Here is a 25334-nt window from a genome sequence, read left to right on the forward strand (position 1 = left end):
AGCCTTGAGTGATTGGGCTTAAATACCTTAGGCTGCCATTCAGTCATACCTATACCTTTGGGAATGTACAAAAATGGATCTTTTAGCCAATGTCCCAAGTTGGGATGAGATTGAGCGAAACCTCGATTGCAAGTTTGGCGAGCTAAATCAAGGTATCAGTCAGGGCTGGCAAAACGCTCAGGATGGGTGGGACGGCTTCACTCGACGCGTTAACACCCAATTTGACCGTACCAATGGTCAACTGGGTGGAGATAGGATTAACGCTGTTCGAGAGGCGCTATACCGGGCAGACCCCATAATCTTGATGAATCTTAAGCAACGCTGGGCATCCATCGAAATCGATCAAGTTCTTGACGTGCTACGACAGTTGGTCAAAGAAGTCTCGATGATATTAGGCGGCAGCATCGCTATAGGTTCAATCATTGGCGGTGCTGCTGGCGCAGCAGCATTTGGGGCCGGCGCGGGACCGGGAGCGGTTGCAGGCGCCGGAGTAGGCTTGCAGATCGGCAATCTCATTCTGATGGGAATGGGATTATCAGCCATCGCTGAGTATTTCTATAGAGGCCTTCCCGGCTGTCTAGCGACGCTGCAGGACGGTATCGTAACTGCCTGGCACTCTGTTGACGGCAAGCCTAGCGGGATCGATCCCACCGGAGGTTCGGAGGCCAGAAGACAGTCAATGATCGACCAAGCCTCAAGGCAATTGGCGATCGGACAGGAACAACTTGTTCAATTATTATTGACCGCCATCGTAACCTATTTGATGCGAGGGCAAATTAAGGCCGGGATCTCTGCCAGTATAGAAACTCGCGCAATGCGCAGCGCAAGGCTTCAAGCAGAAATATCGAACAGGCAACTGGCTAACTGGTTGGCGAAGATTGAACAGAAACTTTTGGCCCAGCCTGGATTGCAACCGACAGACATGGTAGCGCCCGCAAAGGCAAGAGCCGATATAGATCATCCGAAATGGGATAATACCAGGTTCCGCACAGACGGCGATTTCGGCTATCTTCCCCCACTTAGACAAAATTACGTAAGGGAAGTACATGAGTTATAAGTTTCTGTAAGCAAAATGAAAGCCAAAAACCAGAACTTTGAAGACATTGCAAGATATGCTCATGAGGCCAGGACAAATCTGAAACTAAAATATCGGGAGTACACCCCACCAAACCTACTGGAAACTATTGATGCCCGAAACATGGCAAAGTACGGGAATAAAATTGGCCCAACATTTGAAACACTGATCAGCAAAGGAAAATCTTTCAAACAAATCATCGAAAGCGCAACCAGAGCTGGTGGTGGAGACATATTCTGATGAAAAACAAAATAATACCAAGTGAATTGACAATTGAAAAAATGTACTCCGGCCGATCGTGTCTGAACCTGACATCGAGTGTCGACTGGGAGTGTTTTCCTGATTATGCAGAGTTTATTCTTGGACTACTTGGGGGGTCGATCATCAGCAAGTCTGACGGAGCTGATGTGCGTATTTGGGAGGTACTAATAGACAACGAGTACTTCTTCCTCGCATTTGACGATTTCCCAGTAATGATTACGCTAGAATCGAAGAGTCTGCAGGGAGACGATTATATACCAGCCTTCAAGGCCTTACTCGCTGAGAAGTCCTAACCTTGAAACCAATCCAAACGGACTGAGTACGGATAAATAATTGACACGCACAAAACAAAGGATGAGCCATCTGGCAGGAATGATGATGAACTACACCATGCCCCCTCCCACCCAGGCAAACAGGAAAAATGCGGACGTTGTAAGAATGCCTGCTTATGGCCGGTTTCTGTCTGTCCCCACCGGCCGCTTAGGGTCGGATCAAGCCCTTCGCGGCCGGCAACAGTCGGCAAAAGCAGTCACTCACACAGTCAAGCGATCAACAGTAACGCTACAACCCTTTCTCCACAGTTATTTTTTCAATCAGGTGCATCCAGTTAACCCTCCCGCGGGTAGTACAGGTAGTAGCCATAGCTGCTGAACTGACCACTTTCTGGAGAGATTTGCATGAACGCTAAACGATACCTGTGCTTTGTTAGTACTGCGCTTGCAGCTACCTGCTTGTTGGTCAATGTGCCAGCTGCCTATGCGCAAACAGACCTGCCCGACACCATCAAGGTCCCGGACGGTCACAAGATCGCGCTGGAGACCGTGGGGACGGGCGAAATCACGTATGAGTGCCGCGACAAGGCTAACGCCGCTGGCCAGACTGAGTGGACTTTCGTCGGCCCCAAAGCGGTACTCAATGATCGCAACGGCACACAGGTCGGCACTTACTTCGGACCGCCCGCTACCTGGCAAGCCAAAGACGGCTCTAAAATCACAGGGACACAACTGGCAGTTGCCCCCTCAGGCACCGGCGACCTCCCCTATCAGTTGGTCAAGGCCAACCCTGCTGAGGGTAAAGGCGCGATGAACGGTGTCAGTTACATCCAGCGGGTGGCCATTAAAGGGGGCGTAGCGCCCATGACCGAATGCTCCGCCGCAAACAGAGGCAAACGGGAAGTAGTGAAATATCAGGCTGACTATATTTTTTGGGCAGCCAACTAAGCCAACGACCCAGTCCAGGTTGTCGGCGCACAAGTCGTCTACTCTTCTTCGATGCAACCCCAGCCCTATGGCTGGGGAATTTACCACCTGCTGATGGCTGAAAACCTTGTCCTTGCCTGAGCCCTGTTTTGACTATGAAGCCTGCCTGAGTGCTTGCGCCCGAGGCGAGCAGCAGGCACTGCGGGAATTGTATGAGCAGGAAAGTGCTCGTCTTTTGGGTGTTGCCAAGCGCATCGCTCGTGATAACGCCCTGGCCGAAGACATCGTGCACGATGTCTTTATCAAGATTTGGACCCGTGCCGCCAGTTTCGATCCAGCGAGAGGCTCTGCGCGTGGCTGGATTTTCAGCGTAACGCGGCATCTGGCGCTCAACTTCATGCGTGATAGCGCCAGGGAGGTACAAGTAAGTGAACAACGGGAAACAGCACTGCAAGATTCAGCGTCCGTGGAGGCATCGCTGGAGAATGTGGATGCCTTCGATTATCGAGCCCGTTCAGGGCGTATTTATGTGTGCCTCGAGCAACTGGAGCCGGCACGTCGCAACTGCATCCTTCATGCGTATGTCGACGGCTATTCGCACTCAGAAATTTCACAGAAACTGGGCGCACCGCTGGGGACCGTCAAAGCCTGGATCAAACGCAGTCTGGTGGCATTGCGGGAGTGCATGGGATGACCATAAGCCCACAGGATGACAGCCCCGACAACATTGAAGAGCTGGCGAGTGAGTATGTGTTAGGCACGTTGTCGGCAGCGCGTCGTAGCGAAGTACAAAAGCGTCTTGCTCATGACGCCGATTTGCGAGCGGTTGTGGATGCATGGGAACAACGTTTGCTTGCGTTGACCGAACTGGCTGAACCGCAAACACCTACGGCATTACTCTGGGGGCGTATCGAGCGCAGCTTGAACGGCATTGACCGGCGAGCATCACGAGTGACGGCCACCGCGCAGCCAATCTCATGGTGGAACCTTCTGCCGCTATGGCGTGGGCTGGCGGGGACAGGTCTGGCCGCAGCGTTGTTGCTCGGAACAATGCTGCTGACACAAACAGCTCCGGTGAAACCGACCACCTACCTGGTCGTTCTGGTAGCTCCCCAGAACCAGGCGCCCGGCTGGGTCATTCAGGCCAGCAGCCCAAGAGAAATCCAGCTGATACCGTTGGGGGTCGCTCAAGTCCCAACCGACAAAGCACTTGAGTTCTGGACCAAGGGGGATGGCTGGCAAGGTCCGGTATCCCTTGGACTGGTCAAACCTGGGCAAACGCTTTCTGTCCCCTTGGATAGATTGCCGCCGCTGGAGCCCAACCAACTCTTTGAGTTGACTCTGGAAAACCCCAATGGATCGCCGACTGGGAAACCCACAGGACCGATTCAGTTCATTGGACGGGCCGTTAAAGTGATCTGAGCGAGCGCTTTGGATGAAAAGGCCGCTGAGGCGGCCTTGTTCGCCTCTCACATCTCTACCTGAGTGCCCAGCTAAATCAACTGTTCAGAGGCAATTTGAAATACTTCAGGTTGCTGTTGGCGTTTTTCAGCAAAACCGTGAAGAAAGCACACCGGTGGTCACTCGCCCTGTATGACTGCTGTGGGGCGCTTATGGCCAACAGCTACCTGTAGTAGTTCGATACACCACATAAACAGGACTGACAGCACTTTCACAACCTTGGACACACCCAACTCCTTTGACCCCCGATCGGCTACCAAGTGGCTAGCGGTCAGTGAACTCAACCGCGCGGGCGGCAGATGCCCTCGCAGCCGACTATGCTTTCGCGGGCGCAACGCGCTCGCTGCGTTGCTCCTTCGGCCATCACATGGAAAGCAGGTCTATGAAACCGATTAGGTCTTTTGCTCCCGCTGTTGCCCTCGCCTCACTCATATCCACCGCCAGCTTTACGGCCCATGCAGCCGATGTGCCGCTGGGCAGTACTGCTCTGGAGAGACATATCATTACGCACGTACTGGCTGTCGATGCGGCCAACTATCAGGTCACTGTGGAAGGTCCCGACAAAAGCCAGGTACCCATCCAGCTCACCGACCAGGCCAAGGCCCTGCACAACCTGAAGGTCGGTGATAAGGTCGATATATATGTTATCCGCTCGGTTGCCTACACGCTCGACACTGATGTTAATAGCGATAGAGGTGTCAGCACCAAATCAGCGATTACCCGCGCCGACAAGGACAACCCTAATCCGGGCGGTGAGGCGTTTCGTCAGGTCAAGGTCACGTCGAAGATCACCCACATTGACTTGAAAAAGCATGAAGTGACCTTGCTTCCTCCAGAAGGAAAAGTGAAGGTTGTCAAGGTCGAGGACCCCGAGCTCCAGGCCCGCATGAAGAACCTCAAGGTCGGTCAGACGGTCGACGCCACCTACACCGAAGTGCTGGAAATCAAAACCTCACGCTAGCAACGTGCGCTGACCAGAGAAGGCCTCGCCGAAGACAATCTGCACAGTACTGTGCTTGCACACTCTGGTTGGCGATCCGTCCTACCGTGCCGACCGGGACCGGTTATCCCCGGTCCCGGTCAAACACAAACAGTCGTTGATGACAGCATCTGACAAAAGACCGCAGTTCAGATTTGTCTATAAAGCCAAGGTGATTTCAGTTTCCTGGATGCATCCGACTGGCTGCTTTTGGCCGATTTCTGCCTGTCGCGACCGGCAGCTTCACGTCCTGAGGAAGTCAGTCAACCTTAATCGAGGTTCTTCAGGAGCGCCGCGCTTCCTCAAGGCATTCAAATAGGTGGTTTCATCGTAGAGGGTCACAGCTCAATTTCATGACGATGTTTGCGTGATATGAATGCGATTGTGCTGGTGGCAGCCAGCTGCGTTTTTCCAGTTTCTAGGCCATAGGTCGATTGGAGTAGGCATTCACAAACGGAAAAGGCTCTCTAGCTAGACGACACGGAGCAAACGCCCGTATGCTCTCGATTCCTTATCTGCATGGAATCCTTCGTGGACCCCAGCCCCGCAACACACATCCGCTGTCCAGATTCTGAATTTGGTCGTGCCACCAAATGATCGAAACTATCCCTACCCTCATTCTTGGCATCCTGGTCATCCTGGCGATCATCGCTGTAAACGGCTATTTCGTTGCGCAAGAATTTGCCTACATGGCGGTTGACCGTACCAGGCTCTCAGCATTGGCTGCTGCCGGTGATACGTCGGCAAAGCGCGCATTAGCCGTCACGAACCGCACAAGCTTTATGCTGTCGGGTGCCCAGCTTGGCATTACCGTAACAGGCTTACTTGTTGGTTATGTCGCTGAGCCCTTGGTTGGTGAGCCATTAGGCTTTCTGCTCGCAGGAACCGGTATTCCGCCCGACGCCAGAGTGGCCGTCGGTACAGGTATGGCCCTAGTTGCTGCTACGATTATCCAAATGATCGTGGGTGAGCTTTATCCGAAGAACCTTGCCATTGCGAACCCTGAGCCCTTGTCGCTCGGGCTTGCCCGCTCCACGCTCTTCTATATGTCGGCCTTCGGCTGGCTAATCAGTTTCTTCGACAAATCTGCCAATCTTCTCCTGAAGTTACTGCGTATTGAGCCGATTCATGACCTCGACGTGAGCGCCTCGGCTACCGATCTACCGCACATAATCGCGAACTCGCGTGACAGTGGCGACCTACCACGTGAGCTTTCACTCATGATGGATCGCATCCTCGACTTCCCGCAACGCAACGTCGAGCACGCTATGGTGCCCAGATCACAAGTCGACTGGGTTGAGCCAGATACGACGCTCGAAGAGCTGCGAGGGCTAATGGCGCGTGCTCACACCCGATACCCGGTGATTGACGATGATGATTCCCCTGTGGGTGTTGTACATCTCGCCGACGTGCTTGCACGTCTTTCCACGGGAAACAGTAATGAGACCGTTGCGTCGCTGATGAGACCTGCCAAGGTGCTGCCGACGCTGATGCTGCTGCCAGATGCTCTTGATCAGTTGGTTCAAACAACCGATCAGTTAGCTTGTGTTATCGACGAGTATGGTGGTTTCGCTGGAGTGCTTACGATTGAAGATCTCGCCATGGAAATCGTCGGTGAAATTACCGATGAGCATGACGCAGAAGTCGGCGATGCCATCGTGTCTGAAGGGGAAAACACCTGGACAATGGAGGGCGACGTTCACCTCGACGAGGTCAGGCGCATTATTGGTCACGACCTGCCGCGCGTTGATGTTGAAACAGTGGCAGGTATGCTGATCGCTGAGCTTGGCGCACTGCCTGGAGAAGGCGACACAGTCACCGTTGATCTACCTATCGATGCTGCCGAGCTGGTCTCCGACGAGCCGGTGAGATATCGACTCGAAGTTGATGTACTGCGTATTGAACGACATGTTCCGACTGAAGTTCGCATACGGCTGGTCAAAGTCTCTATGGCGGAGGAAGGGCAATGAATGATCCGCTGATAGTCACGATAGCAACAGTCGCGCTGATCGCTCTGAGTGGCTTGTTTGTTGTCATCGAGTTCGCGTTGCTCGGCGCTCGCCGGCACCGCCTTGAAGAGCTGGCCGTCAACAGTCCGTCTGCTCGTGCTGCGCTGCGCGGCATGAATGATTTGACGTTGATGCTTGCCGGTGCTCAGTTGGGCATCACGCTGTGTACTTTTGCCCTAGGTGCGGTGACGAAACCTGCGGTCGACTTATGGCTCGGCCCAGTGTTCATCGCGTGGGGCTTGCCTGAGTGGGCTGCTGGTGGCGCAGCTTTCGGCTTCGCGCTTTTCCTGGTGACATTCTTGCACCTGGTTGTCGGTGAGATGGCGCCCAAGTCCTGGGCCATTGCACACCCGGAAAGATCCGCTCTGGCAATTGGCATCGTTTCGCGCATCTATACCTGGCCGCTACGTCCGCTGTTGCGCTGGGTGAATCGAATCGCCAATCGTCTCGTAAAAGCCTCAGGTGTTGAGCCAGTTGAAAGCGCCGCAGTGGGTGGTCAGGATATTGAGACCATAAGGCAGCTCGTTGAGCATTCGGCGAAGGTCGGCACGCTACAGCCGCAGATGCAGCAGCAGATTTCAGGCCTGATCGACCTGGGCACTCTACCCGTCGAAGCTCTGCTAATCGAGGGAGAGGCGCTGGTTCACGTTACGCGGGATGCGACGGTGGCGGATGTCCGCACTGCGGCCATTCAGTCCGGGCACCTGCGCATTCTCGTGCTGGGAACCGAGGGCATACAACCCTCGGTGGTTCACGTACGCGACACCTTGCTTGAGCCAGAGACTCGGTTTGCGCATGAGCTTGCACGCGAAGCTTTTGTGCTTGATGCGAAAACCCCCGTCTATGAAGCACTTGCGCGCATGCGTAAATCGAGCATTCAGCTTGCTTTAGTCGTGAGCGCGGATCGCTTGCTGGGCGTTGTTACGTTGGCCGACATCCTCAAACGAGTGCTTCCTGCTGCCTCCAATACCTAACGGTCGCATGTATGTCATAAATGTTCGGGTGTTCCCGTAACCACTTGGCAGGTACATCTTGCTTGGTATAGACAGTTTTCAGCTTAGCTTCGTTGCTGATCGAGCTCATGACCCTATGCGGCTGAGCACGTATTGAAGCTGCTCACTGGTTATCTCTGGTTTAGGGCTGAATGACTTGAACGGCTGCTTCTGGCCGTTTTCTGCCGGTCGCAACAGGCAGCAATCGACCCATTGCTGTCGTTCGAGTTTCGTCGACTATCGTCTGTTTCGCAGCGGTAGCAGTCACCCGTTATGACGAGCTGGACGTGAGGTTCGGCAGGTTCGTGATATCGCCTTGATCTTTGAGCACCTACGTTAATGTGAACAGATCCTAGTCCAATTTAACGATTCCACACGGTGCTCCCCCGCGCACAGTGACTTGTACCGGCGCAAAGCCGCCCATCACAAAGCGGAGACATCAGATGAAAAGACTGCAAGGCCGTGTGGCCCTGATTACCGGCGCAGGAGCCGGCATCGGCAAAGGCCTGGCCCGTCGTTTCGCAGCCGAAGGCGCTTCGCTATGGCTGGCGGATATTAATGCTGCAGCAGGTGAATCCGCTGCAGCAGAAATCCGATCTGAATTTGGTGTGAAGGTAGGCTTTGCTACCACAGACGTGAGCGAACGCGCTGCTGTACAAGACATGGTGGGCGCAGCCCAACAACACTTTGGCCGTGTAGACATTCTCGTTAACAATGCCTGGGGCCGCCGCCCAAATAGCCCATCCGGCTTTGCGAGTGTGGATACGCTGACCGATTTGGACGCCGACTGGGCCTGGCGCATTGGCACGCAATCAGCACTGTGGGCCATGCAGGCGACATTTCCCGGTATGAAAGAGCGCAGCTGGGGCCGGGTCATCAATATGTGCTCGCTAAACGGCGTCAACGCCCACCCCTATTCGGTGGACTACAACATGGCCAAGGAGGCGCTGCGCACTCTCACACGCTCCGCCGCGCGCGAGTGGGCGGCCTATGGTATTTGCTGCAATGCCATTTGCCCCGGGGCAAACACCGAGGCATATCAAAAGTTCGCAACCGCCCAGCCTGACAACGCAGCCGATATGCTGCGGCTGAACCCCATGGGCTATATGGGCGACCCCGAGCGCGACATTGGCGGTGCAGCATTGTTTCTGGCCAGCGAAGATTGCCGTTATGTGACAGGTAATACACTGTTTGTCGATGGCGGCAGCCACATCAATGGCGTGCCCTGGTTGCCTAAGCAAAAGTAAATGCTTCTATTTTGATAGCTTGATATGAGTTATCTAACAGAGCACCCAACCAATTGAAACGCCAGCACTGTTCTAGGCCTGTTCACGAAAATTATGAGTACCTGCGGGAACGCTGACAATCCAGCATCCGCATGCATATCACTCGCGTTCAGTTCAAGCGTATCGCGAGCGCAATGAGGTGGAGCGCTTGTTTCGTAGGATCAAGGCATATCAGTTCAAAGCCGACAATGTCTGAAATACAGCCTGAAGCGGTCACTTAGCCAGCAGTGGCGATAGTCGGCTTCTGGCCGTTTTCCGCCCGTGACCAAGAGCCGAAATCGGCCCAGGCTGCGTGAAAAGCATGCGCCATTTCGAAGTGTGCGTTGCTACGTGAAATCTGCCAACGTTTGGTTAACCAGCAGACTGGAAATTTGCATAGGAACGCGCTTTTCGCTCCAGTCCTGACGGTCAAACCTGCTCCAAAACGTTTTCACACAGCCTGGACCAAAAGCAGTCAGTAAGAGCGGCAGCGACAAGGTCGAACTTCATTGCAAGGTCTGCCGGTAGCAGCGCTAGCTCACTGGAGTTAATACAGGTTCCCCCGCGAAATGAGTTGTCAAGTTGTTGAAAGTCAGATCCAGCATTGCATGAACTGTCGCATGAGTAGAACTGGCCATATGCGGTGTCAGCACCACGTTCGGCAAAGCTAGCAATGCCCGAGAAACGTGCGGCTCATCGCAAAACACATCGAGCCCCGCCGCGAGAATCTTGCGGTCGCGCAAGGCCTCGACAAGGGCATCTTCGTCGACGATGGAGCCGCGCGCAATATTGATCAATACACCGCAGTCGCCAAGCTCTGCCAGCACGGCCGCGTTGATCATGCCGTGAGTGTCGGAGCCACCGCTCGCGCACAACACCAGATAATCGACACTCGCCGCCAATGTTTGTACATCGTTGCACCAGCGATAGGGCACATCAGCCTTTGGCGTGCGCCCCGTATACGCAATGCTCATACCGAACGCCAGGGCTCGTAAAGCCACTGCTCTGCCAATACGGCCCAAACCGACGATGCCCATTCGCCCGCCAAACACCCGCGCAGTCATCGGATGGCGGCCGACTGTCCATTCACCTCGTCGCACAAATCGGTCGGCGGTTAGCACTTGACGTGCGGTACACAGCAACAGCGCGATGGCGAAATCTGCAATGTCTTCGGTGGACAGTCCAGGGGTATGGGTGACCCGGACGTTGCGTTCGCGCGCGGCTTCAAGATCTATTCCATCGTAACCGACACCCATCACCGAAATGATTTCCAGCGCTTGCAGTCGAGCGATCAATACGCGGGGTACGCTGGATTCGGCAGTCGCAACAATGCCTCGCACAGTGGGGGCCAGTTCCATGAACCGCTTTTCGTCAAGAAGCGAATATGAGTGACAGTCGAAATGCTCGCCCATGCGGATGATGAAATCATCGGGCAGGCGGGAAAGCAGTAGCAAAGTGGGTTTCATCGCGTTGTCATGTCTCGGCAAAGTACGAGGTATCAGCGGCGTGGACGTTTGTCATGCCGCCGCGACCGGTGGGAGGTTTATTCAAGAACGGTTGGATCGCGCCGGATTTCCTCGCGAGCCATGGCTTCCCACAGGAATGGGAACCCATTGGCATCGGTGCGCCCTCCGGTGGCGAGCGCGACGCTGGCGGGCAGCGGTGAGCCGCCGCCGAGCGTTTCGACATGCCAGGCCAGACGGCTGCGCCACTCCAGTGTGATCGCGCGCAGGTGTGCCTGGCGAATGCCGTTGGCCACCACCAGGACGCCGTGGTTGGCGAGCAACGCCCACTTTTGCGTTCCGAGAGCGTCCACGACGGCGCGGCCTCGTTCGGTGTCTTCAACGGTGCCCTGATACTCGTCATAGAGCACCGGGTCGGTGTCAACCAGGGCGGACGTCTGATCATAGATCGGTGGAATACGCCCGGCCGCCGACCACACTGATCCCCACTGCGGATGGTTGTGGATCACCACGCCGACATCATGCCGGGCGGTGTGTACATCAATGTGCAGGTTGATGGCCGGCGTGATGTTCCACTCCCCCTCGATCACCTTGCCTTGCGGATCGAGGCGCACGATATCCGAGGCGGTCACTTCCCCCCAGGTGAGTTCCCACGGATTGGCCAGGTACGTGCCGTCGTCCTGGCGAACGGTGATGTGGCCGGCGATATGGTCGTTATAACCCTCGCGATACAACACCCGACACAGCAATGCCACGGTCTGGTGGGGCGTCAACTCGGGCAGCAGCGCATATCGACCTGGCTTGGGAGCGAAGCGGGCCAGCAAATCCTGGTTAAGCGAGTCCTTCAACATAGCTGTTTCCTCTTGAGCCACTGTCACAAGCGGTGATTGACCAATCAATGAATTAACCGTGGAACGACCCGCGGGCGAAAACCGAGGTGCGCTGCATACGCCGTTGGTGCGGTTGATAGTCGAGGATGGCGTTGTGGAGAACGCTACGGTTGTCCCAGAGCACCATGTCGCCGACTCGCCAGCGATGGCGGAAACCGAATTGGACGTGTTGGCAATGCGCATGCAGGTAGGCAAGGATGGCATCGCCCTCGGAGGTGGCCAGACCGTCGATATGGGTGGTGTAGGTCGGGCTCAGGTACAGCGCCTTGCGACCTGTCACCGGGTGCTGGATAACCAGCGGATGCAGGTGCCGTCGGTTCGCTTTTATGACCTCGACATAGCGCTCGTGCGTGACGACGTTTTGGCGCAGCGCTGCCGTCATGGGGCCGTTCATGTCGTGCCAGCCACTGAGGCCTTCGAGGTAGTGCTTCATGCGCTCGGACAGCGCGTCGTAAGCCGTGGTCATGCTGATCCAGCAGGTGTCGCCGCCACACGGCGGCAGGATCCGGGCGTGGGTCATTGTGACAATTGGTGGGCTGGGCAGAAAACTCTCGTCGTGGTGCCACATATCAGCACGATCGCCCAGCTTGGAGTCGATCACGGTGATCTGTTCAAGGCCCTCGCCCAGGTTGGGATAGAAGGTGTGTACTTCTGGCTCACCGAAATACCGTGCAATCGCCAAATGTTGCTCGGGCCTTAGTTCCGGGACGTGCAGCACGATGGCTTCATGTTTGAAAAGAGCCGCCTCAAGCGCCGCCAGCGTTGCTGGCAAAATCAATGAAGTCGGATCCAAGTCAAGTACCTCGGCACCCAGGTTTGGACCAAGGGGCCGGACGGTGAAAGATGAAAGCATGGACAATCTCCCGATAGGGTTGAAACATCCGATCTGATGGGGCGCATTACTACGCGTCTGGACGATGTCTGGTTGACGAAAACGATCATACTCACGTCGCGACGGCTGAGATATTCGCATTCAACAAGTGACCACATATGTAGTTAACTGATTGATTTAGTTGAACAATATTAGATTGTTAGTACGGCGATAAATGCAGCACTCGGATTTCCATAAACAAGTCAGGAGATGAAACCACGATGAGCACAAAGTCCTCGCCGGCGCAGCTTCCCGCGTTACGCAAGCGTCCGACCCAATCACGCTCTCGTGCACTAGTCGACGCTGTGGAGCAGGCGTGCCTGCGGATCCTTGATGAGGCAGGCGAGAACGCGCTGACCGTCGCCCGCATCGCGGAAATATCAGGGGTCGCCGTCGGCTCGATCTACCAATATTTCCCCAACAAGGACGCGATCGTTGCCTTGCTGTACGAGCGCGTTCTCGACGAGGAATCCGAGGAACTACTGAGGGTGCGCGAAAGGCTGGTTGGCGTGCCATTGAGATCGGCACTGCGCGATATTCTGGCCAACATCATTCGTGTCGAAACGCGCCTGTTCAAATTGAACAACGCCTTTCACTTGCGTTACCACTGCGCCTTGCACCTGGGAATGTGGCGCGGCCCTTACCGCACGACGGGTGAATTCATCGAAGCGACCTGGCTGCCGCTCCTGCATCTGTACGAGCATGAGATCACCACAGAGCACCCTGCCTTGGCGGCTTATTTGCTAGGACAGGGGCTGCGCAGTGTAATCCGGTCGGTGTTGGAGGATACACCGGCACAGCTGGAACATCCGGCCTTGCTCGACAGCCTGGTCGCCATGGCTATCGGTTGCCTGCGTCCATCCGCATTCGACTGACAGGCGGCCCATATAGCAACGGGATTTTGTCAACATTCCTCACGCCGTACTTACCCTATGCTCCGTTATCAGCAGCTTCGTTCGCTTGTTTGACTCGGTTTGGCCTTCAGACAGCATCGGCTGCGGGATCGAATCAATGGAAAATAACCCCCTCAAGGGTTCGCTGGGTAAATGCCTGCCGGCTACGACCGACCGCTTTGGGTCCAGGCTGTGTGAAAACACGCTGGATTCATTGAAAACCGGGATTTGCTTGGATTGCCTGCGAAACCAGCAGACGGAAGCGCGAATTGCCCCAGTAAGCTACATAGGTGTTCGTAATGCTGTTTGGGCCGCGCCAGCGGCCCAAACAGCCGCTCACGGACGATCAAACGGCGGGATTCACGCCCTGATCGCCTCAAGCAGTCCTGCGATGCCGAAGATGCTCATCATTCGTTTGAGGTTGTAGGCCAGCACATGAAGGCTCATCTCAGTGCTTACCCGCGGAAGGGTTTTGGTCAGGAAGTGGGTACTTCCCATCCTGTATTTGAGCGTTCCAAAAGGATGTTCAACGGTCTGTCGGCGACGCCTCATCATCGTTGGATCATTTTCCAGCCGTACCTGCATCGCATCGACTACGGCTTCATGTTCCCAGCGCTTTATCCGGCGCTCCTTACCCGTCGTACACTGCTTCTGCATTGCGCAGGACTGGCAACCCGAGAACCAATAACAGTGCAGTAGCATGCCGTCTTCCATCGAAGAATGCCGCCGGGTCAGTAACTGTCCCGCGGGGCATCGATACTCGTCCGATGCAGTAACGTAGATGAAGTCCTGCTTACCAAATCGGCCTTCGGCTTTGCTGCCGGAAGTCAGGGGTTTCGGTACGAAGGTGGTGATGCCCGCCTGCTCGCAGGCAAGGATTTCCAAGCCTTTGTAATAGCCTCGGTCGGCCACCACCGTCAGCGACTCAGCGCCGATCTCTTCACGCGCTTGGTTCGCCATATTGCTGAGTTGCGCCCGGTCATTACCAACGTTGGTCACCTCATGGGCGATGATCAGATGGTGTTTGTCGTCGACAGCTGTTTGTACGTTGTAGCCAACCGTTCCGGTGCCTCGGCCGCTTGTGGCCATTGAGCGTGCATCTGGGTCTGTGAGGGAGATCTGCTGGTCTGGACTTTCGTGGAGCTGCACCTCGATGTCCTTGAGTTTCTGCATCTGCTTTTTCAGTGTTTCTATCTTTTCTTTAAGCCGCTCGGTTTTGGCCTCGGCCACTTCGGGCATTGCCCGATCCGCCGAATCCATCGCCGCCAGATATCGATCAATGCTCTGCTCGATCTGCTGCATGCGTGCCTTCACTTTGCCCTGGGTGAAGTTACGGTCGCGGTTGTTCACGGCTTTGAATTTGCTGCCGTCGATGGCGATGATCGATTGGGAGAAGAGATTGAGATTGCGGCAAAGCACTACGAATTGTCGGCAGACGCTGCGAATGGCTTTGCCGTTGTCTTTGCGAAAGTCGGCAATGGTTTTGAAGTCCGGAGCCAAACGCCCCGTCAGCCACATCAACTCGACGTTGCGCTCGGCCTCACGCTCCAGCCGGCGGCTGGACTGAATCCGATTGAGATAGCCGTAGATATAGATCTTCAACAAGATCGCTGGATGATAGGCCGGACGACCCGTTGCAGCAGGATCTACGCCCTCAAACCCAAGTGCGCCCAGATCGAGTTCATCGACGAAAACGTCGACCACACGGACTGGATTTTCTTGGGTTACGTAATCGTCCAGGCACTCCGGCAGCAGCGTCACTTGCGTCCGGGCCTCGCCTTCAATGAATCGCTTCATGATCGTCCCCGCTACGATCTCGACGATCAGAAGATTAGACAATTGCAGGTGTTTTCACACAGCCTGGGTCCTAAGCAGCCGCTGGACAGCCTAGTGGCTGGTAGCGTAGTCAGGCGTATGAATTGGAGGCGTTGCAATGACAACAATCGATGTGAAATCCCGATTCGAAGCAAAGCTTCTTCGCCCGGCAAAGCCTGGTAATGATGCATCCTGGGCGTTCGTAGTACTGCCAAGAGACGTGAGTGAACAGCTTCCGAGGCGAGGAAGGACGACCGTTGAAGGCACAATCAATGGGCACCCTTTCCAGGCAACCCTTGAGCCGGATGGTCAGTTGAGCCATTGGCTGCAGGTAAGCAGAGAGTTACTCGAAGCCGCGGGCTCGGTTGTTGGGGATATCGTTATGCTGGAGCTAACCCCTGTGAAGAAGGAACCCGAGCCTGACATCCCGGCAGATTTTCAGGAGGCACTGGCAGCCGCTCCTGAGGCTCGTGACGTCTGGAACGATACGACGACCATCGCACGAGTAGACTGGATACATTGGATTACTTCAGCCAAGCAACTCAAGACTCGCGCAAAACGAATTGGTGATGCCTGCGATATGCTTGCATCCGGCAAGAAACACGTTTGCTGTTTCGACCAGTCCGGCTACTACAGTAAGGCCTTCCGTGCGCCCGAGGCAGATGGAACACTCCGTTGAAAACGCCTGACAAATCGCCGCGAGCTGACCATCATCGAAGCTGACCTGCCTTAATATTCAAGGACCGGTCGGGCCTCCTCGGCGAGGCCCTTCACGATTTATCAGCGCCACCCATCAACCTCCATACACCCGCGCCATCTCCCCTCGCCGTTTCATCCGCGAAACAAATCCGCTGTTTCCCCTCATCAGGCGTTACCTGAACAGGCACCGCGCGCTCGCGTTTTTCCGGGCCTCGCACGATCGATGTGCAATTTCGTGCCAAATAGGAAACCGCGTTTCATATCTGAAACGCTCAAAATAATCTGAAATCTCCTTAAACATCTAATAACAAAGGAGTTTTTGACAAAAAACAAAACGTCCACAGCTCTGGCATTGTTCATGCACTAAACGGCGTATCACCTATAAAACAGACCAGAGACCCTTCCCAATGGCTGTGAACGAGATGTACGCCGTCGCCCCGCAATGGAATAAGCCCGCTCCCAAGGACAATCCGGAGCCCACCGAAATTGAATTCCGCAATGTCGGCAAATGCTTCCCGGCCAAGGGAAAGTCCGAAGCGCCGTTTGCCATTCGCGAGGTGAACTTCAAGATCCGCCGCGGTGAAGTGGTGTCGATCATCGGCCCTTCCGGGTGTGGCAAGAGCACCATCCTGAACATGGGTTCCGGGTTGTATCGCCCTACCGAAGGCGAAGTCTTCGTCGGCGGCGAAGCCGTGACCGGGCCGGTCCGCCAGGTGGCGTTCATGCTGCAAAAAGACCTGCTGATGCCGTGGCGCAGTATTCGCCGCAACGTCGAGCTGGGCCTGGAAATCCAGGGTGTGCCGGCCGCCAAGCGTCAGGCGGTGGCCAAAGATCTGCTCGATCGCTGCCACCTGCAAGGTTTTGCCGACCACTACCCCTTCCAGCTGTCGGGGGGCATGCGCCAGCGTGCTGCGCTGGCCCGCACCCTGGCCATCGACCCGCAGGTGCTGTTCCTCGACGAACCATTTTCGGCCCTGGATGCGCAGACCAAGATGATCCTGCAGCAGGACATGGCGCGGATGCTGTTCGATGAAAAGAAAACCGCGCTGTTCATCACCCATGACCTGATCGAAGCCATCGCCATGTCCGACCGCTTGCTGGTCATGAGCGCCCGCCCCGGCACCATCATCGAAGAAATCAGCGTCGACCTGCCGTTTCGCGACAACCCGCTGGAGCGCCGCAAGCTGCCGGAGATCGGCCCGCTGGCCGGACGCCTGATGGAACTGCTGAAAGTCGGCGAAGACACCGAACTGCATTGATCAACGCCCTTGTGGCCATCAACCTTTTCAGGAGTACTCATGCTCAAGTCTCTGTTTCAACGCTTCAGCCAGGCCAGCGCCGTCGCGCTCGGCCTGGGCCTGGCCTTCGCTGCCCAGGCGCAGTCGACCGACGTGACTTACCTGTTGCCGGCGCCGCCGAACCTGCCGGCGTTCGCGCCGTGGATCATTGCGCAGCAAAAGGGTTACTACGCCGCCCAGAACCTGAACATGAAGTTCATCGCGGCCAAGGGCGGTGTGGACGTGGCAAAGCAGATCGGTGCGGGTAACGCGATGCTCGGTGGCGCCCTCGGTGATACGCCCATCGTGGTACGGGCCAACGGCATTCCGGTGCGCAACGTCGCGGTGCTGGGCGCCGGCGGCGTCACCATGATTGCGACCAATGCGGCGCAGAACATCAATTCGATCACCGACCTCAAAGACAAGACGGTGACCGTGATGTCCTACTCCGACACCACCTACTACGCCTTGCTCGCTTCCCTGCGTAAAGCCGGCCTGAGCAAGAACGATGTGAACATCCAGGCCGCCGGGCCCGCCGGTGTCTGGCAATTGTTCTCGGCGGACAAAGCCGTGGCAATGGCCGGCGTGCCGGACTGGGTGATCAACGCCGAGGAAGCCGGGGTGAAGATCAAGCTGATCCCGCAAGCGCAGATCTTCGACAGCATGGCTCAGTCGATCCTCGCCTCCGACGATGCCATCAAGCATCACCCGGACATTGTTCGCGGCACGGTCCAGGCAACCCTGCACGGAATGCGCGACATCATTGAAGACCCCCGCGCGGCCGCCGTGACCTTTGCCAAGGCTGTTCCCGCTTATGCCGGCAAGGAAGATTCGCTGGAGAAAATCTTCAAGCTCTACGTCGAGCACGTCTATGCCAACCAGACCGTACCGGGCCGAATCGATCCGGTGCGCCTGGAAGCGGTCCGCCAGTTCTATGTCAGCGAAGGCATCGTCACCCAGGAGCCGAAGCTCGACGACCTGTACACCAACCAGTTCATCGACACCCAAACCGCCGCGCAATGACGGTCAGTGACAACAAGGTAACGACACGATGAAAAACCTCAATAACTCCATGCTCGGCAGCGTCGCCCTGCTGATCCTGTTCCTGGTGCTCTGGCAGTGGGGCCCGGGACTGCTCGGCATGCCCGAATTCGTCATGCCGCAACTGAGCCGGGTGGCCCAGGAAAGCGTGGTGATGTGGCAGACCGGCGGCCTGTTGCAGCACACCTTGATCACCGCGTTCGAGATCATCGTCGGCTTCGGCCTGGGCGCCCTGCTCGGCGTGGCCATCGGCGTGTCGCTGGGCCTGTCGCCCGCCGCAGAAGCCATGCTCTCGCCGTACATCCTGGCGCTGCAGATCGCGCCGAAAGTCGCCTTCGCCCCGCTGTTCGTGATGTGGCTGGGCTACACCATCTACCCGAAGATCCTGATCGCGATCCTGATCGTGTTCTTCCCGGTGATGATCAACGTGCTGTCGGCGATTCGCACCGTGGACCCGGACATGATCAACCTCGTGCGGACCATGAACGCCAGCCGCTGGCAGATCTTCCGCCTGGTGGAATTTCCATCGGCCATGGCCGCGCTGTTCTCCGGCTTGCGCATTGCCTCGACCCTGGCCGTGATCGGCGTCACCGTCGGTGAACTGGTCGGCGGCAACCAGGGCCTGGGCTTCCTGCTGGTGGATGCCGAAGGCCAGGGCAATACCGCGGGCGTGTTCGTCGCCATCGTCATGCTCACGCTGATCGGTGTGCTCGCTTACGGCGCGGTGGTCTGGGCCGAGAAACGCATCCTGCACTACATGCCCAAAGCCATGCTGAGTACTCAATGATGACGACCCTCACTCGTTTGCTCGAAGGCCGTCGCGTGCTGGTCACCGGGGGCGCCCGCGGCCTGGGTTACGCCTTCGCCCAGGCCATCGGCCGCGCCGGTGCCCGGGTAGTGATCGCCGACATTCTCGCCGAGCGCGTCCAGCAATCGGCCGCCGAACTGGTCGCTGAAGGCCTGAGCGTTTATGGCGTGACCGTGGATTTGGCGCAACCGGATTCGATCGAGGCCTGCATCGCCGAAACCAGCCGTTTGCTCGGTGGGCTGGACGGCCTGGTCAACAACGCGTCGATCACCAATTCCGGCGGCAAGACCTGCGAAGAGCTGAGCCTGGATACCTGGGACCAGGTGATGCAGGTCAATGTGCGCGGCACCTGGCTGATGACCAAAGCCTGCCTGCCGGCCCTGCGCGCCAGTGGCCGTGGCGCGATCGTCAACCTGGCGTCCGACACCCCGCTGTGGGGCGCGCCGAACCTGTTGGCCTATGTCGCCAGCAAGGGCGCGATCATCGCCATGACCCGTAGCCTGGCCCGCGAGCTGGGTGGCGACAACATCACGGTCAATGCCATCGCGCCTGGCCTGGTGCTGGTCGAAGCCACCGCCTACGTGCCCGAAGCGCGTCACCGCTTGTACAACGACCAGCGGGCGATTCAGCGCCCACAACTTCCCGAAGACGTCAGCGGCGCCGTGCTGTTCGCGCTGTCCGACCTCGCCCGTTTCATCACTGGACAAACCCTGCCGGTCAACGGCGGGTTCGTCATGCCTTGATCAGGAGACTGCCATGACCGATCTATCCGCCAACTTGAATGCCCACGCTGCTTCAGAGCAGGCCACCGCGAAAAGCTGGGAACAACCCGCCGGCAGCGACCTTGCAAGCTGGATGCAGACCCGCATCGCCCGCTACGAGACGCGCAAGTACGACTGGAACGCGCTGAAGTTCCAGGCCGACTACGACCCGAAATTCCGCCGCGCGCAGATGCGCTACATCGGCACCGGCGGCACTGGCGTGAGCACCGACATGAACACCATCCCGTCGGAGAACTTCACCTTCTCCACCATGGTGATTCCGGCTGGTCACGAAGGCCCGCCGCACCTGCACACCGACGTGGAAGAAGTGTTCTTCGTGCTGCGCGGCAAACTCAAGGTGGTGATCGAAAAGGACGGCGAGCGTTTCGAAACCATCCTCACCGACCGCGACGTGATTTCCGTGCCGCCCGGCGTGTACCGCGAAGAGATCAACATCGGCGATGAAGACGCGTTGATGTGCGTGATGCTCGGCGCGAAAAAACCCGTCACCCCGACCTACCCGCCAGAACACCCCCTGGCCTCGATCAAGCGCGGATAAGCCCATGTTGCACGCCATCGATACCCTCGCCCCGCCGCTCACGGCCGACCTCCAGGCCCAGTTGGCGCTGCACTTCCCCCAGCGCACGCTGGAGCTCGCAGGCGCCCGCCAGGCCGTGCGCGAATGCGGGGCCGGGCCGGCCATCGTGTTGCTGCACGGGATCGGCTCGGGCTCGGCGTCGTGGCTGCAAGTGGCGCAGGAGTTGGGCCAAAGTGCCCGGGTGATCGCCTGGGACGCGCCCGGCTATGGCGACTCTACGCCGCTCAGGGCCTTGGCCCCGGACGCTTCGGACTACGCCGAACGGCTGCTGCAGATGCTCGACGCCCTGGACATCCAGCGCTGTGTGCTGGTGGGTCACTCCCTGGGGGCGATCACCGCCACCGCGTTCGCCAGCGGCGTGCACCAGCAGCGCATCAGCCGCCTGGTCTTGATCAGCCCGGCCCAGGGCTACGGCCATCCGTCGCGCGCCTTGCAACGCCAGGACGTGCGCAACAAACGCCTGCGCGCCCTGGAGCAACTGGGCATCCCGGGCATGGCCGAGCAACGCAGTGCCTACATGCTCTCGCCCCACGCCAGCCCCAAGGCACAGGCCTGGGTGCAGTGGAACATGGCCCGGCTCAATCCCGAGGGCTATCGCCAGGCCATCGAGCTGCTGTGCGGCGATGACCTGCTGCGCCACGCGCCGCTGTCGATGCCGTGCGAAGTGCATTGCGGCGAAGCCGACGGCATCACCGCGCCCGAAAGCTGCCTGACCCTGGCCAAGGCCCTGGGCGGCACGTTCAACCTTATCGCCGATGCCGGGCACGCCAGCCCCATCGAACAACCTTGTGTGGTGGCGGGCCGTCTGGCCTGTGCCATCAAAGAATCCCTGACAGGTGCATCGCTATGAACGATTCAGATCTGCTGAAGGACGCTCAGGACAAATACATCGTGCCGGGCCTGGAGCGCGGCCTGCTGCTGCTCTGCGAGTTCAGCCGGCGCAACCGCACGCTGACCGCGCCGGAACTGGCCCGGCGCCTGGCGCTGCCGCGCTCGACGATTTTCCGCTTGCTGACGACCCTGGAAACCATGGGCTTCGTCACCCGCAGCGGCAATGAATATCGCCTGGGCATGTCGGTGCTGCGCCTGGGCTTCGAGTACCTGGCCTCGCTGGAGCTGACCGAACTCGGCCAGCCGCTGCTGGCCCGCCTGTGCGACCGCCTCAACTACCCGAGCAACCTGGTGGTGCGCGACGGCCGTTCGATCGTCTACGTGGCCAAGGTCTCGCCGCCGTCGGTGTTCTCCAGCGCGGTGAATGTCGGCACCCGCCTGCCCGCCCACGCCACGGTCCTGGGGCGCATCCTGCTCGAAGACCTGTCGCTGGCCGAGCTGCGCGAGCTGTACCCGGAAGATCACCTGGAGCAGTTCTCGCCCTGCACGCCGAAAACCGTGATGGAGCTGTTCGACATGGTCCAGGCCGACCGTCAGCGCGGGTTTGTCAGCGGTGAAGGCTTCTTCGAGTCAGCGATTTCGACCGTTGCCGCACCGGTGCGCGATCAATCCGGGCAGATCGTCGCGGCCCTGGGCGTGACCATTCCGACCACGCAAATCGCCCACGTCAACTTCAACGAATTGCTCCTGCAGGTGCGTCGCAGCGCCGACGAGCTGTCGCGGTTGCTCGACTACAACAGCGCGGCCGGCCACGACGGCCAGCAGCGCGTGACCGCCCTGATGAGGGATTGAGATGAGCCTCTATCAACTGCAAGACAGCACGGCCATCGTGACCGGCGGCTCCTCCGGGATTGGCCTGGCCTGTGTCGAGTTGCTGCTCGAAGCCGGCGCCGCCGTGGCCTTCTGCGGTCGCGACGAAGACCGCCTGCGTAGCGTCGAAGCCGACCTGCGCCAACGCTTTCCCCACGGGCGGTTGCTGGCCCGGGTGTGCAACGTGCTCGACGCGGATTCGGTCAACGCCTTTGCCGCCGCCAGCCTGGCCGCACTGGGCCCGGCCAGCGTGCTGATCAACAACGCCGGACAAGGTCGGGTCTCGACCTTCGCCGACACCACCGACAGCGCCTGGACCGAAGAGCTGAACCTGAAATTCTTCTCGGTGATCAACCCGGTTCGCGCCTTCAAGGCGCAGCTGCAAGCTCAACCGAACGCGGCCATCGTCTGCGTCAATTCGCTGCTGGCCAGCCAGCCGGAGCCGCACATGGTCGCCACCTCGGCCGCCCGCGCCGGGGTGATGAACCTGGTGCGCTCGATGGCCACCGAATTCGCCGTCGATGGCATTCGGGTCAACGGCATCCTGATCGGCCTGGTCGAGTCCGGGCAGTGGCGCCGGCGTTTCGAAGCCCGCGAAGAGCGGGAGCTGGACTGGAGCCAATGGACCGCCCGCCTGGCTCGACAAAAACACATTCCCTTGGGGCGCCTGGGCCTGCCGATTGAAGCGGCCCGCGCGATCCTGTTTCTGGCCTCGCCTCTGTCGGCTTACACCACAGGCAGCCATATCGATGTTTCCGGAGGCCTGTCCCGCCATGCGTAATGAAAATACTGTCACCGTTGGCGCTGCCATCACCGCGTTCCTCGAGCAATGCGAGGTCAAGGCCGCGTTCGGCGTGATCTCGATCCACAACATGCCGATCCTCGATGCGTTCGCCGTGCGCGGCAACATCCGCTTCGTCATGGCCCGGGGTGAAGCCGGCGCCACCAACATGGCCGATGCCTATGCCCGCACCACCGGTGGCCTGGGCGTGTGCCTGACGTCCACCGGCACCGCGGCCGGCAACGCCGCCGGAGCACTGGTCGAAGCATTGACCGCCGGCACGCCGCTGCTGCACATCACCGGGCAGATCGAAACGCCGTACCTGGATCAGGAATTCGCCTACATCCACGAAGCCCGCGATCAGCTGACCATGCTCAAGGCCGTGTCGAAGGCCGCGTTCCGCGTGCGCAGCGTCGAGACCGCGATCAGCACCCTGAAGCTGGCCGTGCAGACTGCACTGACCGCGCCTACCGGGCCGGTCAGCGTGGAAATCCCGATCGATATCCAGTCGACCTTTATCCCGATGCCCACCGACCTGTCGCCATTGCCGATCCCGGTAGCCGTGCCCGCGCCCGAAGCGCTGGACCTGGTCGCCGAACGCCTGGCCAGTGCCACTCGCCCGCTGCTGTGGCTGGGCGGTGGCGCGCGACATGCCGGGCCACAGGTCAAACGCCTGCTGGACATGGGCGTCGGCGTGATCACCTCGACTCAAGGTCGCGGCGTGGTCAACGAAGACGACGAACGCTGCCTGGGCGCGTTCTCGCAAAACAAACTGGTCGAGCAGTTCCTTCAAAGCTGCGACGCCCTGCTGATCGCCGGCTCCCGCTTGCGCAGCAACGAGACCTTCAAGTACGCGCTGAAGTTGCCGCGCAACACCTTGCGCATCGACGCCAACCCGGCCATCGAAGGGCGCAGCTACAACAGCGAGCTGTTTATCTGCGGTGACGCGGCGCTGGCCCTCGAAGGCCTGGCCGACCGTCTCGAAGGTCGCCTGCAGATCGACCCGACGTTCCTCGCCGAGCTCAAGGCCGTTCGCGAAAAATCCCGCACGCAACTGATCGCCGACCTCGGCCCCTACTCGGCCATGGTCGAACAGCTGCAAGCCAGCACCGGGCGCAATTTCTCCTGGGTGCGCGACGTCACGCTGTCCAACAGCATCTGGGGCAACCGCCTGCTGACGCTGTACCACGCACGCGCCGGCGTGCATGCCCTTGGCGGCGGCATTGGCCAGGGCTTGTCGATGGGGATTGGCGCGGCGGTCGCGGCGGCGGAAACGGCACCGGAGCGCAAGGTCTTCGCCCTGGCCGGTGACGGCGGTTTCATCCTTAACCTCGGTGAGCTGGCGACCCTGGTGCAAGAGAACGCCAACGTGGTGATCCTGCTGATGAACGACCAGCGCTATGGCGTGATCCGCAATATCCAGGACGCGGTCTACGGCAGCCGTCACTGCTACGTCGACCTGCACACCCCGGATTATTCCAAGCTGGCCGAATCGCTGAACCTGCGCCACGGCCTGGTCACCGACCTGAAGGATTTCGGCAAGGTCGTCGACGGCGCGCTGGCGCAACCCGGTCCGTTCCTGCTGGAAGTCGACATGCTCGCCGTCGGCAGCTTCGCCACCCAGTTCGCCGGCCCGCCCAACAGCGAAACCAAAGCGCAGAAAGCCACGGCTTGAGGACTTCGTCATGTTGCACATCACCATGATCGGCTGCGGCGCCATTGGCGTCGGCGTGCTCGAACTGCTGGAGAAAGACCCGCAGCTGTGCGTCGACTACGTGATCGCCTCGGCCGGTTCGGAAGCGCTTGTCCGTCAACGGCTGGCCAGTTTCAAACAACCGCCGCAGGTGCTGACGGCGTTGCCGGCCGATGCGCGCCCCGACCTGTTGGTCGAGTGCGCCGGCCATCGCGCCATCGAAGAACATGTGTTGCCGGCGCTGGAACGCGGCATCGCCTGCCTGATCGTCTCGGTCGGCGCGCTGTCCGAAGTCGGCCTGGTGGAACGCCTGGAAGCGGCGGCCGAACGCGGCCAGACCCGCATCGAATTGCTGCCCGGCGCCATTGGCGGCATCGATGCGCTGTCGGCGGCCAAGGTCGGCGGCCTGGACTCGGTGAATTACACCGGACGCAAACCGGCGCGCGCCTGGAAAAACACCCCGGCTGATCAGGCCTTTGACCTGGACAGCCTTACCGAAGCCACGGTGATTTTCCAGGGCAGCGCCCGGGAAGCGGCCCGGCTCTACCCGAAGAATGCCAACGTCGCCGCGACCCTGTCGCTGGCCGGGCTCGGCCTGGATCGCACCCATGTGACGCTGATCGCCGACCCGCTGAGCGAGGAGAACGTGCATCACTTCGAAGCCCGCGGTGCCTTTGGCGGTTTCGAACTGAGCTTGCGCGGCAAACCGCTGCTGGCCAACCCGAAGACCTCGGCGCTGACCGTGTACAGCGTCGTCCGCGCCTTGGGCAACCATGCCCATGCGATTTCGATTTAGGGGACA

General features: G+C 58.7%; 25 protein-coding genes and 1 pseudogene. 22 read left to right on the plus strand and 4 right to left on the minus strand.

The window, feature by feature from the left end:
- Positions 1-73: 73 nt before the first annotated feature.
- The 10 genes and pseudogenes from ELQ88_RS34180 to ELQ88_RS22915 form a co-directional block, all read left to right on the plus strand.
- A pseudogene (locus ELQ88_RS34180) lies at positions 74-922 on the plus strand (DUF6861 domain-containing protein); the annotation flags it as partial.
- A 150-nt stretch (positions 923-1072) separates the two neighbouring features.
- Positions 1073-1315, plus strand: a complete 243-nt coding sequence (locus ELQ88_RS22875; RefSeq protein WP_138967952.1) for a cell wall-binding protein — start codon at positions 1073-1075, stop codon at positions 1313-1315.
- Positions 1315-1629, plus strand: coding sequence for a DUF3630 family protein (locus ELQ88_RS22880; RefSeq protein ID WP_138967954.1), 315 nt, complete (start codon positions 1315-1317; stop codon positions 1627-1629). The genes ELQ88_RS22875 and ELQ88_RS22880 overlap by 1 nt, the downstream gene beginning before the upstream one ends.
- Positions 1630-2013: 384 nt before the next feature.
- Positions 2014-2556 (plus strand): DUF3455 domain-containing protein, encoded by a 543-nt coding sequence (locus ELQ88_RS22885; RefSeq protein WP_128871861.1) that lies wholly within the window; start codon positions 2014-2016, stop codon positions 2554-2556.
- Between the two features lie 112 nt (positions 2557-2668).
- A complete protein-coding gene (locus ELQ88_RS22890; RefSeq protein ID WP_138969567.1) occupies positions 2669-3229 on the plus strand; it encodes a sigma-70 family RNA polymerase sigma factor in 561 nt (186 codons plus the stop codon).
- Positions 3226-3957, plus strand: a complete 732-nt coding sequence (locus tag ELQ88_RS22895) for an anti-sigma factor (RefSeq protein WP_138967956.1) — start codon at positions 3226-3228, stop codon at positions 3955-3957. The genes ELQ88_RS22890 and ELQ88_RS22895 overlap by 4 nt, the downstream gene beginning before the upstream one ends.
- Before the next feature lie 421 nt (positions 3958-4378).
- The gene (locus ELQ88_RS22900; protein WP_138967958.1) at positions 4379-4957 is read left to right on the plus strand and encodes a hypothetical protein; all 579 of its coding nucleotides are present in this window, start codon (positions 4379-4381) and stop codon (positions 4955-4957) included.
- A gap of 611 nt (positions 4958-5568) precedes the next feature.
- Positions 5569-6945: a hemolysin family protein gene (locus tag ELQ88_RS22905; RefSeq protein ID WP_128871864.1), complete on the plus strand. Its 1377-nt coding sequence runs from the start codon at positions 5569-5571 to the stop codon at positions 6943-6945.
- Positions 6942-7958 (plus strand): hemolysin family protein, encoded by a 1017-nt coding sequence (locus ELQ88_RS22910; protein ID WP_128871865.1) that lies wholly within the window; start codon positions 6942-6944, stop codon positions 7956-7958. The genes ELQ88_RS22905 and ELQ88_RS22910 overlap by 4 nt, the downstream gene beginning before the upstream one ends.
- A gap of 461 nt (positions 7959-8419) precedes the next feature.
- Complete coding sequence (locus ELQ88_RS22915) at positions 8420-9223, plus strand: SDR family oxidoreductase (RefSeq protein ID WP_128871866.1); 804 nt, start codon at positions 8420-8422, stop codon at positions 9221-9223.
- Positions 9224-9774: 551 nt separating this feature from the next.
- Here the strand turns inward: ELQ88_RS22915 and ELQ88_RS22920 are convergent.
- From ELQ88_RS22920 to ELQ88_RS22930, 3 genes are all read right to left on the minus strand, one after another.
- Positions 9775-10707 (minus strand): 2-hydroxyacid dehydrogenase, encoded by a 933-nt coding sequence (locus ELQ88_RS22920; RefSeq protein WP_138967960.1) that lies wholly within the window; start codon positions 10705-10707, stop codon positions 9775-9777.
- A gap of 77 nt (positions 10708-10784) precedes the next feature.
- Positions 10785-11555 (minus strand): class II aldolase/adducin family protein, encoded by a 771-nt coding sequence (locus ELQ88_RS22925; protein WP_138967962.1) that lies wholly within the window; start codon positions 11553-11555, stop codon positions 10785-10787.
- Positions 11556-11607: 52 nt separating this feature from the next.
- Complete coding sequence (locus tag ELQ88_RS22930) at positions 11608-12447, minus strand: TauD/TfdA family dioxygenase (RefSeq protein WP_138967963.1); 840 nt, start codon at positions 12445-12447, stop codon at positions 11608-11610.
- 239 nt (positions 12448-12686) lie between these two features.
- Between ELQ88_RS22930 and ELQ88_RS22935 the strand changes: the two genes are divergently transcribed.
- The gene (locus ELQ88_RS22935; RefSeq protein WP_228761556.1) at positions 12687-13340 is read left to right on the plus strand and encodes a TetR/AcrR family transcriptional regulator; all 654 of its coding nucleotides are present in this window, start codon (positions 12687-12689) and stop codon (positions 13338-13340) included.
- A 378-nt stretch (positions 13341-13718) separates the two neighbouring features.
- On the opposite strand, the gene ELQ88_RS22940 is transcribed toward ELQ88_RS22935, so the two are convergent.
- Positions 13719-15155, minus strand: coding sequence for an IS1182 family transposase (locus tag ELQ88_RS22940; RefSeq protein ID WP_138967965.1), 1437 nt, complete (start codon positions 15153-15155; stop codon positions 13719-13721).
- Positions 15156-15291: 136 nt separating this feature from the next.
- On the opposite strand from ELQ88_RS22940, the gene ELQ88_RS22945 reads away from it, so the two are divergent.
- From ELQ88_RS22945 to ELQ88_RS22995, 11 genes are all read left to right on the plus strand, one after another.
- Positions 15292-15852: a YdeI/OmpD-associated family protein gene (locus tag ELQ88_RS22945; RefSeq protein ID WP_138967967.1), complete on the plus strand. Its 561-nt coding sequence runs from the start codon at positions 15292-15294 to the stop codon at positions 15850-15852.
- A gap of 442 nt (positions 15853-16294) precedes the next feature.
- A complete protein-coding gene (locus ELQ88_RS22950; RefSeq protein ID WP_064680755.1) occupies positions 16295-17131 on the plus strand; it encodes an ABC transporter ATP-binding protein in 837 nt (278 codons plus the stop codon).
- A gap of 39 nt (positions 17132-17170) precedes the next feature.
- Positions 17171-18172: an ABC transporter substrate-binding protein gene (locus ELQ88_RS22955; RefSeq protein WP_138967969.1), complete on the plus strand. Its 1002-nt coding sequence runs from the start codon at positions 17171-17173 to the stop codon at positions 18170-18172.
- A gap of 28 nt (positions 18173-18200) precedes the next feature.
- Positions 18201-18977: an ABC transporter permease gene (locus tag ELQ88_RS22960; RefSeq protein WP_064678597.1), complete on the plus strand. Its 777-nt coding sequence runs from the start codon at positions 18201-18203 to the stop codon at positions 18975-18977.
- Positions 18974-19741 (plus strand): SDR family oxidoreductase, encoded by a 768-nt coding sequence (locus ELQ88_RS22965; RefSeq protein ID WP_178084709.1) that lies wholly within the window; start codon positions 18974-18976, stop codon positions 19739-19741. The genes ELQ88_RS22960 and ELQ88_RS22965 overlap by 4 nt, the downstream gene beginning before the upstream one ends.
- 112 nt (positions 19742-19853) lie before the next feature.
- On the plus strand, positions 19854-20318 hold the full coding sequence (locus ELQ88_RS22970; protein ID WP_224791027.1) for a cupin domain-containing protein: 465 nt from the start codon (positions 19854-19856) through the stop codon (positions 20316-20318).
- A 4-nt stretch (positions 20319-20322) separates the two neighbouring features.
- Positions 20323-21207 (plus strand): alpha/beta hydrolase, encoded by an 885-nt coding sequence (locus ELQ88_RS22975; protein WP_138967975.1) that lies wholly within the window; start codon positions 20323-20325, stop codon positions 21205-21207.
- Complete coding sequence (locus tag ELQ88_RS22980) at positions 21204-22040, plus strand: IclR family transcriptional regulator (protein WP_138967977.1); 837 nt, start codon at positions 21204-21206, stop codon at positions 22038-22040. Before ELQ88_RS22975 ends, ELQ88_RS22980 begins: the two co-directional genes overlap by 4 nt.
- Position 22041: 1 nt before the next feature.
- Positions 22042-22839: an SDR family oxidoreductase gene (locus ELQ88_RS22985; RefSeq protein ID WP_138967979.1), complete on the plus strand. Its 798-nt coding sequence runs from the start codon at positions 22042-22044 to the stop codon at positions 22837-22839.
- Positions 22832-24514, plus strand: coding sequence for a thiamine pyrophosphate-binding protein (locus ELQ88_RS22990; protein ID WP_138967981.1), 1683 nt, complete (start codon positions 22832-22834; stop codon positions 24512-24514). Before ELQ88_RS22985 ends, ELQ88_RS22990 begins: the two co-directional genes overlap by 8 nt.
- Before the next feature lie 10 nt (positions 24515-24524).
- The gene (locus ELQ88_RS22995; RefSeq protein ID WP_138967983.1) at positions 24525-25328 is read left to right on the plus strand and encodes an aspartate dehydrogenase; all 804 of its coding nucleotides are present in this window, start codon (positions 24525-24527) and stop codon (positions 25326-25328) included.
- Positions 25329-25334 lie beyond the last annotated feature (6 nt).

Source organism: Pseudomonas sp. MPC6, from assembly GCF_006094435.1.
In the GTDB taxonomy this organism is placed as follows: domain Bacteria; phylum Pseudomonadota; class Gammaproteobacteria; order Pseudomonadales; family Pseudomonadaceae; genus Aquipseudomonas.

What these genes read in the sequence shown, in the direction of transcription:
- ELQ88_RS22915 (WP_128871866.1), top strand. Translation starts at nt 8,420, where the DNA reads ATGAAAAGACTGCAAGGCCGTGTGGCCCTGATTACCGGCGCAGGAGCC.
- ELQ88_RS22880 (WP_138967954.1), top strand. Translation starts at nt 1,315, where the DNA reads ATGAAAAACAAAATAATACCAAGTGAATTGACAATTGAAAAAATGTAC.
- ELQ88_RS22875 (WP_138967952.1), top strand. Translation starts at nt 1,073, where the DNA reads ATGAAAGCCAAAAACCAGAACTTTGAAGACATTGCAAGATATGCTCAT.
- ELQ88_RS22930 (WP_138967963.1), bottom strand. Translation starts at nt 12,447, where the DNA reads ATGCTTTCATCTTTCACCGTCCGGCCCCTTGGTCCAAACCTGGGTGCC.
- ELQ88_RS22960 (WP_064678597.1), top strand. Translation starts at nt 18,201, where the DNA reads ATGAAAAACCTCAATAACTCCATGCTCGGCAGCGTCGCCCTGCTGATC.
- ELQ88_RS22920 (WP_138967960.1), bottom strand. Translation starts at nt 10,707, where the DNA reads ATGAAACCCACTTTGCTACTGCTTTCCCGCCTGCCCGATGATTTCATC.
- ELQ88_RS22900 (WP_138967958.1), top strand. Translation starts at nt 4,379, where the DNA reads ATGAAACCGATTAGGTCTTTTGCTCCCGCTGTTGCCCTCGCCTCACTC.
- ELQ88_RS22975 (WP_138967975.1), top strand. Translation starts at nt 20,323, where the DNA reads ATGTTGCACGCCATCGATACCCTCGCCCCGCCGCTCACGGCCGACCTC.
- ELQ88_RS22965 (WP_178084709.1), top strand. Translation starts at nt 18,974, where the DNA reads ATGATGACGACCCTCACTCGTTTGCTCGAAGGCCGTCGCGTGCTGGTC.
- ELQ88_RS22935 (WP_228761556.1), top strand. Translation starts at nt 12,687, where the DNA reads ATGAGCACAAAGTCCTCGCCGGCGCAGCTTCCCGCGTTACGCAAGCGT.
- ELQ88_RS22990 (WP_138967981.1), top strand. Translation starts at nt 22,832, where the DNA reads ATGCGTAATGAAAATACTGTCACCGTTGGCGCTGCCATCACCGCGTTC.
- ELQ88_RS22885 (WP_128871861.1), top strand. Translation starts at nt 2,014, where the DNA reads ATGAACGCTAAACGATACCTGTGCTTTGTTAGTACTGCGCTTGCAGCT.
- ELQ88_RS22950 (WP_064680755.1), top strand. Translation starts at nt 16,295, where the DNA reads ATGTACGCCGTCGCCCCGCAATGGAATAAGCCCGCTCCCAAGGACAAT.
- ELQ88_RS22925 (WP_138967962.1), bottom strand. Translation starts at nt 11,555, where the DNA reads ATGTTGAAGGACTCGCTTAACCAGGATTTGCTGGCCCGCTTCGCTCCC.
- ELQ88_RS22910 (WP_128871865.1), top strand. Translation starts at nt 6,942, where the DNA reads ATGAATGATCCGCTGATAGTCACGATAGCAACAGTCGCGCTGATCGCT.
- ELQ88_RS22940 (WP_138967965.1), bottom strand. Translation starts at nt 15,155, where the DNA reads ATGAAGCGATTCATTGAAGGCGAGGCCCGGACGCAAGTGACGCTGCTG.
- ELQ88_RS22995 (WP_138967983.1), top strand. Translation starts at nt 24,525, where the DNA reads ATGTTGCACATCACCATGATCGGCTGCGGCGCCATTGGCGTCGGCGTG.
- ELQ88_RS22955 (WP_138967969.1), top strand. Translation starts at nt 17,171, where the DNA reads ATGCTCAAGTCTCTGTTTCAACGCTTCAGCCAGGCCAGCGCCGTCGCG.
- ELQ88_RS22985 (WP_138967979.1), top strand. Translation starts at nt 22,042, where the DNA reads ATGAGCCTCTATCAACTGCAAGACAGCACGGCCATCGTGACCGGCGGC.
- ELQ88_RS22905 (WP_128871864.1), top strand. Translation starts at nt 5,569, where the DNA reads ATGATCGAAACTATCCCTACCCTCATTCTTGGCATCCTGGTCATCCTG.
- ELQ88_RS22895 (WP_138967956.1), top strand. Translation starts at nt 3,226, where the DNA reads ATGACCATAAGCCCACAGGATGACAGCCCCGACAACATTGAAGAGCTG.
- ELQ88_RS22945 (WP_138967967.1), top strand. Translation starts at nt 15,292, where the DNA reads ATGACAACAATCGATGTGAAATCCCGATTCGAAGCAAAGCTTCTTCGC.
- ELQ88_RS22980 (WP_138967977.1), top strand. Translation starts at nt 21,204, where the DNA reads ATGAACGATTCAGATCTGCTGAAGGACGCTCAGGACAAATACATCGTG.
- ELQ88_RS22970 (WP_224791027.1), top strand. Translation starts at nt 19,854, where the DNA reads ATGCAGACCCGCATCGCCCGCTACGAGACGCGCAAGTACGACTGGAAC.